The organism is Guyparkeria sp. WRN-7 (genome assembly GCF_001641825.1).
Classification (GTDB): Bacteria; Pseudomonadota; Gammaproteobacteria; order Halothiobacillales; family Halothiobacillaceae; genus Guyparkeria.
In genome coordinates this window covers 242,897-255,009 of record NZ_LRFH01000004.1, presented here as the reverse complement: position 1 = coordinate 255,009, position 12,113 = coordinate 242,897, and the positions used below count along the sequence as shown (strand labels likewise).

The following is a 12,113-nucleotide window of genomic DNA, read 5'->3' as shown; positions in this document are numbered from 1 at the left end:
CTGTTCGTTTGTTCCAGGAGGTTTATCCGCGAATGTCTTGCCAAGTCCGGCCACTATGGCCCCCCTTCATTGCCGGCATCGTGCTCGGCCTGGTCCTGTTGCTCACCTTCATTCTGGTGGGCAACGGCATGGGTGCGTCGGGCGCATTTGCCCGTGTCGCCACCGAAATCGGTCTGCAGGTCGCCCCGGAGGCAACGCGTGAGAACGGCTATCTCGGCGGCATGGCCCAGGGCAATCCGCTCGCAGCGTGGATTGTGCTCGCGGCCGTGGGCACCCTGGTCGGCGCCATCCTCGCCTCGATCTCTTCCGGTCGGTTCCGGGTGAAGGTCGACCGCGGCTCGGGCCGTATCGGTGTCGGTGCGCGCCTGGCGCTCGCCCTGGGTGGCGGTCTGCTTGCCGGTTTCGGTTCGCGCCTGGCGGCCGGCTGCACCAGCGGGGTGGGGCTATCGAACACCGCCATGCTCGGCGTCGCCGGCTTCGTCTTCCTGATCGCGTTCTTTGCGGTCGGTCTTCTGGTCAGCCTGTTCATGCGGAGGGTCTGGTAATGGATTACGGCACCGCGGGTACCGCACTGGCGACCGGTCTGCTGTTCGGCTTCGTGCTCGAACAGGCAGGCTTCGGTTCGCCCTGCAAGCTCACCGCCCAGTTCCGGCTCACCGACTGGTCGGTATTCAAGGTCATGTTCACGGCGATCATCGTCGCCGCGATCGGCATCCTGCTGCTGCAGGTCGACAACACCTTCGGCTCGCAGGGTTTCTACGTGGCCGAGATGTATCTCTGGGGCACCGTCCTGGGCGGGGTCCTGATCGGCGCCGGTTTCGCGATCGGCGGCTACTGCCCCGGCACCTCGGTGGTCGGGTTCGGCAGCGGCCGCATCGATGGCCTGGTGTTCATGCTCGGCATGGTGATCGGCATCTGGGCCTTTGCCGGGGTTTACGACAGCAGCGTGATCCAGACGATCGTGACCAGTGCCCAGGCCTCCGCGCGCACGGTGCCCGAGTTGCTGGGTGTTTCGCCCTGGTGGATCGTTGCCGCGATGATCGTGATGGCGATTGCCGGTTTTGCCGCCGGGCGCGCCCTGGAGCGCCGCAGTCACGGTGTCTATTCGGCCGAGGACATCACCGAGGGGCACGACCCCGGCGAGTCCGATGAGCTCGGTCGTGACCTGGGACGTGAGGCCAGTGCCTCGCGGCAACATGACACGGCGTAAGCCGTTGCCAACCGTCTGATTGCGCGAGCGGGTGACCGCTCGCCATTTTCCCCACGAGGAGTCGATATCCGATGGAATCGAAGAAGATCACCCAAAAGGCCCGTGCGCGTCGCGCGCTGAAGAGCTCGCTGCCTGCGATGGCGTTTACTGTCAGCGCCTCGCTGGCTGCTTCCACCCTGATGCCGATGACCGCGGCAGCCCAGACGCGCGGCGGCAACCCCTGCGCCCCGTCGGCACGTGGCGGCAACCCCTGTGCCCCGTCGGCACGTGGCGGCAACCCCTGTGCCCCGTCGGCGCGCGGCGGCAACCCCTGTGCTCCGTCGGCACGCGGTGGCAACCCCTGTGCTCCGTCGGCACGCGGTGGCAATCCCTGCGCCCCGTCGGCACGCGGTGGCAATCCCTGCGCTCCGTCGGCACGTGGCGGCAATCCCTGTGCTCCGGCGGCACGCGGTGGCAATCCCTGTGCTCCAGCGGCGCGCGGTGGCAACCCCTGTGCCCCGTCGGCACGTGGCAGCAACCCCTGCGCGCCGGGCGGTCAGTAAGGCGCGCCATGCAGATGGATTTTGGTTAAGGGTCGCAACGGAGTGACCGACGTGCGCGACAGCGCCGCTGAGCAGGAATGGATTGAGGTCGGCCTGGCCGCTCTGGATGAGTGGCAATCGATCCAGTCGGCCTTGCAGGCGGATCGACAGACCGTCCTGACCGAGCTGTTCCGCGACCATGCCGACAATGGTTTTGAGTATTGGGCGCATTTCCCGGAGGACGATGCGCGTGACCCGGTCAGCGGCGCCCGGTTCTATTACCACGCCCACGATCCGTCGGAGTGGTCACTGGAGGAGCACGGGCACTTCCATCTGTTCGTCGGTGAGCCGGACGAGCCGGGGTTTTCCCATGTTGTTGGCATCTCCATGGATGCCCAGGGGCAGCCGCGACGGCTGTTCACGACCAATGGCTGGGTGACGGGCGAGTCCATGCGCCCCGCCGGCGAGTTGCTGGCCCGTCTGCCGCACGGCTTCGAGATCAACCGGGCGCGTCCCTCCTGGCTGGTCGGTCGTTGGCTCACCGCCTTGGTGGCGCTGGTCATGCCTCAGGTGCGCGACCTGCTGATCGCTCGAGACCGGGCGCTGGAGGCGGCGAACGGGTCATGGCCTGATCCGGCTGTTCTCGAGGACCGGGAGCGCCACGTGTTGAGTGAGTGCGCCCTGGACATGCAGACCGTGCTGGCGAGCTGGTCGCGGCGGATCGAGGCATTGCAGGACGAATTGGTTTCCCCGCCCGGCTAGGGTGGATTCTCCGGCGCCGGATGCGCGCCGCTTTCTGATGCACGAAGAAGGAGTTGAGTCATATGAATTTCAAGCGGTTTCTCGTAGTCCCCGCCGGGGCGGCGGCTCTGGCCGTCGCGCAAGGGGCCTGGGCACTGGATGCGCCCGGACCGGTCGTCGACCCGCAGTGGCTGAACGATAACCTCGACGAGGTCACCGTTCTCCAGATCACCGGATCGGAAAAGGCGTTCGCCATGGCGCCGAAGTACGAAACCGTCAAGGGCAAGCAGGTGGTTTCGGTGGTTGCCGGCCACGTCCCGGGCGCGAAGTTCGTCGACTGGGGCAGCGTGCGTGTCGAGCGCATGGAGAACGGCAAGAAGGTCGGCAAGCTGATTCCGGAGAAGGCGGACTTCGAGAAGTTCGTCCAGTCGCTGGGCGTCGATGCGGACGACACCGTCGTCATCGTTCCGCTGGGCCTGTCCGGCTCCGACTTCACCAAGGCCACCCGCCTGTACTGGCAGATGAAGTACTACGGCCATGACGACATGGCCATCCTCGACGGTGGCCTCGCCAGCTGGCTCGCGGCCGGCTTCGATGCCGAGACAGGCAAGCCGGGCAAGATCGAGGCGGGCGACTGGAAGGCAACCGACGAGCGTGACGAGATCCTCGCGACCTACGCCGAGGTCCGTTCCGCCGTTGATGATGGCGACGTGCAGCTGCTCGACGCCCGCCCGGTCAACCAGTACCTGGGCGTGTTCAGCAAGTCGAAGACCGTGCCTGGTCATCTCGAGGGCGCCTTCAACGTGCCCACCGAGGCACTGGTGCGCGCCGACGGTGCCGCGGCCAACTTCCTCCCCGAGGCCAGCTACCGTTCGATCATGCAGTTCAAGGGCATCGATGCCGACGGCGAGATGATCACCTACTGCAACTCGGGCAACCTCGCTTCCGGCCTGTGGTTCGTGGCCAGCGAGATCGTCGGTAACGACGACGTGCAGTTGTACGACGGCTCGATGAAGGAGTACGGCATGTACGCCGACGAGGGCGCCAGCTCGGTCAACCCGGCCAAGATCTACTGATCGCTTCCAGCGACAGGCAGGATCGTCAGAGCCCCGCCGTTCGGCGGGGCTTTTTTATGCCTGCGCATCGGTGCGGACAGCTCCGTTCCTGCGCCCGGCAGGCAGTGAATCGAGCGTATACACTCAGCGCAGGGCTAACGTGACATCGCAAGGAGGTCCGATTCATGAAGACTTGGGTAGTCGTAGCCGACGCGGCACGCGCACGTTTTCTTGCCGTTCGTGACAACAGCGGGGCCTATCGCGGCAGCGAGGCGTTTCCTTCCAGTCAGCCGGCCCCCAAGGGCGAGCTCGAGGAAGTCGCCTCGCTGTCCAACCCGGCGGCACGCCTTGCGGATGCCGACCTGGAGACGGACCGTCCCGGTGCGACGGCTGATCGCAAGGGTGATGCCATGCACGCCTACGAGCCACCGAACAGTGTTCGTGATGTCGAGGCCAAGCGGTTCGCGCGCGAGGTGGTCGGCGAGCTCGACCAGGCCCGCCAGGCAGGCAAGATGGATCGGTTCTACCTGTTGGCAGCGCCCGACTTTCTCGGCCTGATGCGCGAGTCCATGGGCAAGACGCTTCAGGAGGCCCTGGTGGCCGATCAGCCCAAGGATCTCTCCGGGCGGTCGGCCGCAGACATCCGTGCGGCCCTGCCGGAGCGGCTTTGATCGGGGCGACAGCGGGGTTGGCTTGCTAACGCCGGTTTTGTTGGCGGTACCGTGACAAGAAGGAGGTCTGCGCATGTTTCTCAAGCGCAAGGACAACGACGACATGATCGAGATCATCGACGTGGAGACTCTCGCCGACCCGGCTCTGCCGAGCGTGATGGGGCGACAGCATGCCGGTGAGGAAATGCAGGACGAGGAAAGCTTCGAGAAGGCCGAACTGGAGTTCCCGTCGGGCGAGCCTTTGCCGCGCTGCTGGCTGGACCTGCACTGGCGCGAGGGCTGACCGGTCGGTCTCCTGGCCGCCATTTCGCCGGCGGTTTTCTTGCTCTTCCCGGTTCAGGGCGTTTTCAGGGCAGCACCCAGAGGGTCAGCGAGAGCAGGAAGCTGGCGATCGCGCTGCCGATCACCGGCAGGATCATCAGGCCGGCCAGTGGCTGGCGTCGTGCCAGTTGCCAGGCCGTCCAGATCAGGACGACCAGCCAGCCGAGGGCCGCAAGCAGCGCGACAACCGACCATTCCGCCTGCAGCAACAGCACCACCGCCAGCGGCAGGAGCAGGGATGCCCACAGGCCAGCCTGCTCGTTGCGCCGGTGGGGTGTGCTGATCGAGACACCGTAGGCGAAGGCGGCGAAGGCGAGCAGGAAGGCAAACCCCATCGCGCCCGTCAACGGCGAGGCCGGCAGGGTGCGGGCAGTGGCCGCGCCCGGCGGGTGCAGGTCGGCGCCCAGCCAGAGCAGCAGGGCCGCGACCAGCAGGCTGGCTGGCATCCATACCGCCAGGGCAGAACGATTGACGCTCGGTTCGGTCATGCGGGAAGGCCTCCTCGCTTGGGCGGATATCTGAGCTGACCGTAGCAGGGCGTATCGGTTCCGGCTTGGCGTTTTCCGTTGTGGTGCATCAGCAACATACGGTTAACCACTTGCTCGTCTATACTGCAGTCGACGAGGGCGGCAAGGGGTGCCGCCCTGCCACCGCGGCCATTGCAGGCCGAAAGGAGGCCCGACATGCATGTCCTGATCACTGGCGGTGCCGGTTTCATTGGCTCCCATCTGGTCGATCTTCACCTCGCTCGGGGTGACAAGGTGCATGTCGTCGACAATCTCAGCACCGGTTCGCTGGACAACCTCGCTCCCCATCTCGACCGCCCGGACTTCCGCTTCTCCGAGGCCGACATCGTCACCTGGCCCGGGCTCAACGAGTCCGTCGGCTGGGCGGATCGCGTCTACCACCTGGCCGCCGTGGTGGGGGTCTTCCGGGTGCTCGAACGACCCATCAGCGTGATGGCGACCAATATCGCCGGCTGTGAGCGCCTGCTGCGCGCCGTCGATCATTGCGGCTGGCGCCCCCAGGTGCTGCTCGCCTCGAGCTCCGAGGTCTACGGTCCGCGTACCGATGCCTACCTGCGCGAGGACATGGATCTGATCATCCAGCCGGAAGCCCCGCCACGCTGGAATTACGCCATCAGCAAGCTGGCCGACGAGGCCTTCGCCCTGTCCTATGCGCGCACCAAGGACATCCCCGTGACGGTGGTGCGGTTGTTCAATACGGTTGGTCCGCGTCAGACCGGGCGCTACGGCATGGTGGTGCCGCGCTTCGTGCGTCAGGCGGTGGATGGCGAGCCGTTGACCGTGTTTGGCGACGGTACGCAGAGTCGCGCCTTTACCGATGTGCGCGACACGGTCGTGATGCTCGACCAGCTGGCCGACCGGGCCACCACGGCCGGGGTGATCGTCAATGTCGGTAGCGGCAACGAGCTATCCATGAATGACCTGGCCCTGCGGGTGATCGAGCGGGTCGGTTCTGCGTCGCGCGTCGAGCGCATTCCCTACGAGATCGCCTACGGTCAGGAGTATGTGGACATTCCGCACCGCTGTCCGGACCTGACGCGGCTGCATCAGCTGATCGAACATCGTCCACACTGGACACTGGATGCCACCCTGGACGACCTGATCGCCCGGGCCCGGCAAAGAGAAGGAGCCTCCTGAGGAGGGCGCATGGCAACCACCCCCTATTTCGTCCTGAGTCCGAGCGCCGTGCTCAGCATCATCGGGCTGATGCACGGACCGGACAAGACAGACCCCAACCCCGCCGAGGACTGGCATGACGCGGTCGTCGACGTCGTCATTCCGGCGCTCAACGAACAGGCCAACGTGGTGCTGGCGCTCGAGTCGGTGCGGCGGCAGACCAAGCAGCCACGCAACATCATCCTCGTCGACGACGGCAGCAGCGACCGGACCATCGAGTACGCGCGGGCCTTCGCCGAGCAGCATGACATGCCGTTGACGGTGATCCAGCGGGATCACCCCATCGGCAAGACACCAACGATCAAGCGCCAGTCGCGTGAGTACGACGCCGATGTCGAGTTCATCCTCGACGGCGACACCTATCTCGACTCGGACCATTACATTGCCCGCACGGTCGAGGAGCTCTACCAGGGTGCCGGCATTGCCAGCGCCTGCGGCGTGATCATGCCGACCCGCGAGAAGGATCGCCGTCGGCGAATCAGCGAGCCGGCAATCGATGCCTTTCTGAAGTCGCACGAGGAGGCCGATCTCCACCAACCGCAGGGCAACTGGTGGCATCGACTCAACCGCAACCTCACGGCCGTGTACCGGCAGCAGCTCTACACCTTCCTGCAGCGGTTCGTCTACGTCGGCCAGATGAAGTTCTTCGGCAGTATCACCAACCCGGTGGGCTGCGCGGTCGCCTATCGCCGTAAGTACATCAAGGACCTGTTCGACAAGTACGAGCCGGTGATGGGTGACGACCTGACCAATTCCGAGGACATCTTCATCGGTTTCGCCCTGATGAACGAGGGCTACCGCAACATCCAGCTGCAGGATGTCACCGCGCATTCGATGGAACCCGAAATGCGCAACCTGCCGCGGCAGATCTACATGTGGTCCTCGTCGTTCCTGCAGAGCTGCTACTACTTCGACGGTTTGCTCGGCAGCCCCTTCAAGGTGCTGCGACGGATGCGGCACCGCTACCGGGAAAAGCACGATCCGGCGATCAAGGAAGTGACCGCCCGGCGCAAGGTTCGGGAAGCCTACCGGCAGCCGTTCGGTGTTGGCCATACCCAGCGGGAGGGTCGCCCAGCCGGCTGGATCCCGTTCATGGCAGCCTTCGAGAAGATCGCCTTCCCGACGGCCCTGTTGGTCATGATCATCCTGCAGTTGTGGGAACCCTTGGTCGTTACCCTGATCGCGGAGATGCTGATCTCGGTGGGTATTCTCACCGCCGTGTCCGAGGGGCGGCGCTTCAAGGCCTTGGTGCAGGGCATCCTGATGACTCCGATCCGCTACGCGAGTCTGCTGTACGACCTGGTGACCATCGGACGCTTTGCCACGGATCTCTGGATTACGGGGAACAGAAAATGGCGCAAATGACACGTTTTCCCCTTCGCGGCATGTCGGCCAGTGCCCTGGCACTGATGGCCGCGACTGCCTTCGTCCCGCCGGCCTTTGCCCAGGCGGTTCCCGAAGCGGCCGTGGCCGCGGAAATGCAGCAGGACTGGAAGACCGCCGCAAGGGTCTATCGGGAGGCTCTCGAGGCCGACCCCGAACGCACGGATCTGTGGCGGCGCCTGGCTGACGTGCTGGCGAGTGACGGTCAGCCGGTTGCCGCTGCGGAGGCGCTTGACCGGGCGGTCGAGACCGAGCCGAACGATGCCGATCTGCACCTGGCGGCCAGCGCTGCCTGGGCCGAGGCCGGCAAGCCGAATCGTGCGCTAGTCCATTGTCAGGCTGCCGCAGAAATTCGACCGGATGATGTCTCGGTGCTGCGCACCTGTGCCCAGCAGGCCAACTGGGCGGGCGACAGTCTGCTCGTGGTGTCCATGCGCGAGCGCATTCACCAGATCACCGGCGAGTCGGGCGACCTCAAGGCCTATGCCCGGGCACTGGGTGGGGCTGGCGAACTCGACGAGTCCGTCGCCCTGTATCGGGACTATCTTGAGGCGCATCCCGATGATGCCGAGGCACTGCTGGACTACGCCACCATTCAGACATGGCGCGGCGACTATGCTGGTGGTGCCGACGCGCTGGCCCATTATCGCGAAGTCCATGGCGAGGATGAGGAGTGGGCAGCCCGCAGTGCGCGGCTGCTCGCCTGGGCGCATCGGCCCAGTCAGGCCCGGCCGCTCAACGACGAGTTGCTCGCGGCGGAGCGGGACAACTACGAACACCTTTACACCCGCATGCTGATCCTGCGTGGCGAGAAACGTCACAGCGAGGCGATCGCCTCGCTCGAGCCATTGAAGCGCCTGCGACCGGAATCGAAGGACACGCTGGATGCGATCCGAGCCACGCATGCCTTCCTGCGCTCGAACGTCGGTATCGAGGCCGGTTGGCGCGACGACGCCGACGACATCAGTCTGCGCCGCTTCGCGGTCAAGGGTCGCTGGTCGCTGACTCCCGAAACCTATCTCTACGGCCGGCTCGAACATCGCGACCTGCGTGCCAAGGCCGGCAGTCCCTATGTCGGCGTCGAGGGCGACACGTCGATCGACATCGAGCAGGGCTGGGTCGGTGCGCGCCACCGTTTCAACCCGCTGCTCGAGATCGGTGGTGAGGTCGGTGCGGCAAGCATTGACGGCGGTGGGGGCGATCACAGCCTCTACGGCCTGTATGCCGATCTGCGGCCGCTCGACAATCTCTGGGTGAACCTGTTGGCCACCCGTCGCGTCTGGGATATCTCGCCGCGGTCCGCCTCGCTTGGCATCACGATGCGCGATCATCGCGCCCGCATTCATTGGCAGCCGACGCTGCGACACTTCGTCAATGCCGAGCTGGCTCATGGCCGCTTGAGTGACGGAAACCGCCGCAACGAGCTCTACGTCAATCCCTACCGGGCGATGCTCCGAACCGAACGGTTCAATCTGGATCTCGGCGTTTCGGCCCACTGGCAGGACTACGACGAGGATCTGGCCAACGGTTACTACGACCCGGAGAACTATCGTCGCTTTGCCCTCACCGCGGTGGGCTACTGGAAGTTTTCCGATGACGACGGCCTGAGCCTCAGTGTCAGTCCCGGCTGGCACACGGACGAATCGCTCCCGGACTACAAGTTCGGCACCGATGTTTCCCTGGAACTGGTCAACGGCATCTACCGTGACTGGTACAGCCGCCTGAGCCTGTCGTACAGCGACCGCTCACAGACGACCGGCCGCTACGACGCCTATGCGATCAACTGGTCGTTGGTGCGCCGATTCTGATGAGCGCCCGTCGACCGGCGGGTGAAGGCAACATGCTGATCTGGTAGAGTCGCGGCCCGGTTTGCCGGGCCGCGTTCGCGTTCTGGTCACCTCGCGGGCCATTACCCGACGCGGTCGGCCGTATCCGTCACCCAAATGCGTTCGCTCACGGAGCGTCGTCGCGCGCCGTGCCCGGCGGCGGGGTTCGTGCGCGTGGCGCTGCGGCCAAGATCGAGGCGCGTGACGCCTGCATTCCGATCCCCGGCAACAAGCAATCTCCCGACAGAGACACACGATGAACTGGTATCGCATCAAGCAGGAATGGTTTTCCAACATGCGCGGGGACGTGCTCTCCGGGCTGGTGGTGGCCCTGGCCCTGATCCCGGAGGCAATTGCCTTCTCGATCATCGCCGGGGTCGACCCCAAAGTCGGTCTGTACGCCTCGTTCGCCATCGCGGTGGTGATCGCCTTCACCGGCGGTCGGCCGGGCATGATCTCGGCGGCGACCGCCTCGACGGCACTGCTGATGATCACCCTGGTCAAGGACCATGGTCTCGAGTACCTGCTTGCCGCCTCGATACTCGCCGGCGTATTGCAGATCGCCGCCGGTTACGTGCGCCTCGACCGGTTGATGCGATTCATCTCGAATTCGGTGATGACCGGCTTCGTCAACGCGCTGGCCATCCTGATCTTCATGGCGCAGTTGCCCGAGCTGACCAACGTCACCTGGCACGTCTACGCGCTGACCGCGGCGGGTCTCGCGATCATCTACGGTCTGCCGAAACTCACCAACGTGGTTCCGTCGCCGCTGGTGACCATCGTGGTGCTCACGCTGGTTGCCTGGTTCATGAACCTCGACGTACGCACCGTCGGCGACATGGGCGAAATGCCGGATACCCTGCCGGTGTTCTTCCTGCCGGACATTCCGCTCAACCTCGAGACGCTGATGATCATCCTGCCGTACTCGGTGGCGATCGCCGTGGTCGGCCTGCTCGAATCGCTGATGACGCAGAACGTCATCGACGGCCTGACCGACACCCGCACCAACAAGGCGCGCGAGTGCAAGGGCCAAGGCATTGCCAACATCGTCTCCGGCTCGATGGGCGGCATGGCTGGCTGCGCGATGATTGGCCAGTCGGTGATCAACATCAAGTCGGGTGGTCGGACGCGTCTGTCCTCGCTGGTTGCCGGTGTGTTCCTGCTGATCCTGGTGGTATTCCTCGCCCCGGTGCTGACGCTCATTCCGATGGCCGCACTGGTGGCGGTGATGATCATGGTCTCGATCGGCACGTTCAGCTGGGGGTCGATCCGGGATCTCAAGCAGCTGCCGCTGAGCACCAACATCGTGATGGTGATGACGGTGATCGTGACCATCGCCACGCACAACCTGGCCTACGGCGTGTTGACCGGCGTGCTGCTGGCGGCGATGTTCTTCGCCAACAAGGTCGGCCAGTACATGCATGTCTCCTCGACGCTGTCCGAGGATCCGGACAACCCGCGCCACCGCATCTATGCCGTGGTCGGTCAGGTATTCTTCGCCTCCAGCGAGAAGTTCCTCGACACGTTTGATTTCAAGGACGACGTGGATAAGGTGACTATCGACCTGACCCGCGCGCACTTCTGGGACATCACTGCCGTGCGGGCGCTGGACAAGGTCGTGGTCGACTTCCGCCGCGAGGGTATCGAGGTCGAGGTGATCGGCATGAACCAGGCCACCGCCACGATCGTCGACAAGCACGGGGTCCACGACAAGCCGGACGCCGCCGAAAAGCTGATGGGCCAATGACATGGGAAACGAGAACATGACCGAGAAGAAGGAACCGGTACTGGCCTGCGTCGACGGCTCGCGCTCGTCCGAGGCGGTCACTGACTATGCCGTCTGGGCAGCCGGTGCGCTGTCCGCTCCGCTGACCTTTCTCCACGCGATCAGCAACCCGCACGCCCCGAGCAAGACCGACCTCTCCGGCAACATGACCCTCGGCGGCCGCGAGAAGCTGCTCCAGGAAATGGTCGAGCTCGAGGAAAAGCGCGGTCGCCTCGAGCGCGAGCGCGGCCGGGCACTGCTGGCCGATGTGCTCTCCCGGGCGCGTGATCGCGGCTTCGAATCGCCCGACGAACTGCTGCGCAACGGCGACATCACCCAGGTGATCCTCGACCTCGAGGAAAGCATGGAGATGCTGGTGCTCGGCAAGCAGGGCAAGGAAGGCGATGCCGTGGCCATGCATGTGGGTAGCCACCTGGCCGGCATTCTGTCGATGATCCACAAGCCGACACTGGTCACCCCGCTCGAGTTCAAGCGCCCCGAGAGCTTCCTGATCGCCTACGACGGCAGCCCAACGGCCTACAAGCTGGTCGAGATGGCAGCGCGTACGCCGCTGCTGCAGGGTCTGCCGGTGCACATCCTGATGGTCGGCGAGGAAAAGCAGGCCCATTGGGACAAGCTTCAGGTGGCCAACACGCGTCTGCAGAAGGCCGGCTTCGACACGCAGGTGGCGATTCGTCAGGGCAAGGTCGACCAGGCGGTTTCCGACTACATCGACGAGAAGGGCATCGACCTGCTTGCGATGGGCGCCTACGGCCACAGCCCGATCCGTTATCTCGTCCTGGGCAGTACCACCACCAAGATGATCATGAAGGCCAACGTGCCGCTGCTGGTGGTGCGCTGAGCCGGATAATGGTCTCGTCCGAAACGAAAAGGCCGCGTCTGCAGACGCGGCCTTT

At 64.9% G+C, this 12,113-nt stretch carries 13 protein-coding genes; 12 read left to right on the top strand and 1 reads right to left on the bottom strand.

The genetic code is table 11. From position 1 onward, the window contains the following. Positions 1-32: 32 nt before the first annotated feature. The 7 genes from AWR35_RS03795 to AWR35_RS03770 all read left to right on the top strand — a co-directional run bounded on the left by AWR35_RS03795 (position 33) and on the right by AWR35_RS03770 (position 4,481). Positions 33-545, top strand: coding sequence for a YeeE/YedE thiosulfate transporter family protein (locus AWR35_RS03795; protein ID WP_058574619.1), 513 nt, complete (start codon positions 33-35; stop codon positions 543-545). Next, a complete protein-coding gene (locus AWR35_RS03790; protein WP_058574618.1) occupies positions 545-1,210 on the top strand; it encodes a DUF6691 family protein in 666 nt (221 codons plus the stop codon). Before AWR35_RS03795 ends, AWR35_RS03790 begins: the two co-directional genes overlap by 1 nt. 71 nt (positions 1,211-1,281) lie before the next feature. Next, complete coding sequence (locus AWR35_RS10715; RefSeq protein WP_156413925.1) at positions 1,282-1,752, top strand: hypothetical protein; 471 nt, start codon at positions 1,282-1,284, stop codon at positions 1,750-1,752. A 51-nt stretch (positions 1,753-1,803) separates the two neighbouring features. After that, a complete protein-coding gene (locus tag AWR35_RS03785; protein WP_156413924.1) occupies positions 1,804-2,493 on the top strand; it encodes a hypothetical protein in 690 nt (229 codons plus the stop codon). A gap of 62 nt (positions 2,494-2,555) precedes the next feature. After that, on the top strand, positions 2,556-3,548 hold the full coding sequence (locus AWR35_RS03780) for a rhodanese-like domain-containing protein (RefSeq protein ID WP_058574616.1): 993 nt from the start codon (positions 2,556-2,558) through the stop codon (positions 3,546-3,548). Between the two features lie 164 nt (positions 3,549-3,712). Continuing rightward, entirely contained in the window at positions 3,713-4,198 is a 486-nt protein-coding gene (locus AWR35_RS03775; protein ID WP_058574615.1) for a host attachment protein, read from the top strand. A gap of 73 nt (positions 4,199-4,271) precedes the next feature. Then, complete coding sequence (locus tag AWR35_RS03770; RefSeq protein ID WP_058574614.1) at positions 4,272-4,481, top strand: hypothetical protein; 210 nt, start codon at positions 4,272-4,274, stop codon at positions 4,479-4,481. Positions 4,482-4,545: 64 nt separating this feature from the next. Here AWR35_RS03770 and AWR35_RS03765 read toward each other — a convergent pair whose 3' ends face one another. Further along, the gene (locus AWR35_RS03765; RefSeq protein ID WP_058574613.1) at positions 4,546-5,007 is read right to left on the bottom strand and encodes a hypothetical protein; all 462 of its coding nucleotides are present in this window, start codon (positions 5,005-5,007) and stop codon (positions 4,546-4,548) included. 195 nt (positions 5,008-5,202) lie between these two features. Between AWR35_RS03765 and AWR35_RS03760 the strand changes: the two genes are divergently transcribed. The 5 genes from AWR35_RS03760 to AWR35_RS03740 all read left to right on the top strand — a co-directional run bounded on the left by AWR35_RS03760 (position 5,203) and on the right by AWR35_RS03740 (position 12,058). After that, on the top strand, positions 5,203-6,183 hold the full coding sequence (locus tag AWR35_RS03760) for an NAD-dependent epimerase/dehydratase family protein (RefSeq protein WP_058574612.1): 981 nt from the start codon (positions 5,203-5,205) through the stop codon (positions 6,181-6,183). 9 nt (positions 6,184-6,192) lie between these two features. Beyond that, a complete protein-coding gene (locus AWR35_RS03755; protein WP_058574611.1) occupies positions 6,193-7,587 on the top strand; it encodes a glycosyltransferase in 1,395 nt (464 codons plus the stop codon). Further along, on the top strand, positions 7,584-9,413 hold the full coding sequence (locus tag AWR35_RS03750) for a tetratricopeptide repeat protein (RefSeq protein ID WP_058574610.1): 1,830 nt from the start codon (positions 7,584-7,586) through the stop codon (positions 9,411-9,413). The genes AWR35_RS03755 and AWR35_RS03750 overlap by 4 nt, the downstream gene beginning before the upstream one ends. A 274-nt stretch (positions 9,414-9,687) precedes the next feature. Further along, positions 9,688-11,178, top strand: coding sequence for a SulP family inorganic anion transporter (locus AWR35_RS03745; protein WP_058574609.1), 1,491 nt, complete (start codon positions 9,688-9,690; stop codon positions 11,176-11,178). A gap of 16 nt (positions 11,179-11,194) precedes the next feature. Beyond that, positions 11,195-12,058, top strand: a complete 864-nt coding sequence (locus tag AWR35_RS03740) for a universal stress protein (RefSeq protein WP_058574675.1) — start codon at positions 11,195-11,197, stop codon at positions 12,056-12,058. Positions 12,059-12,113 lie beyond the last annotated feature (55 nt).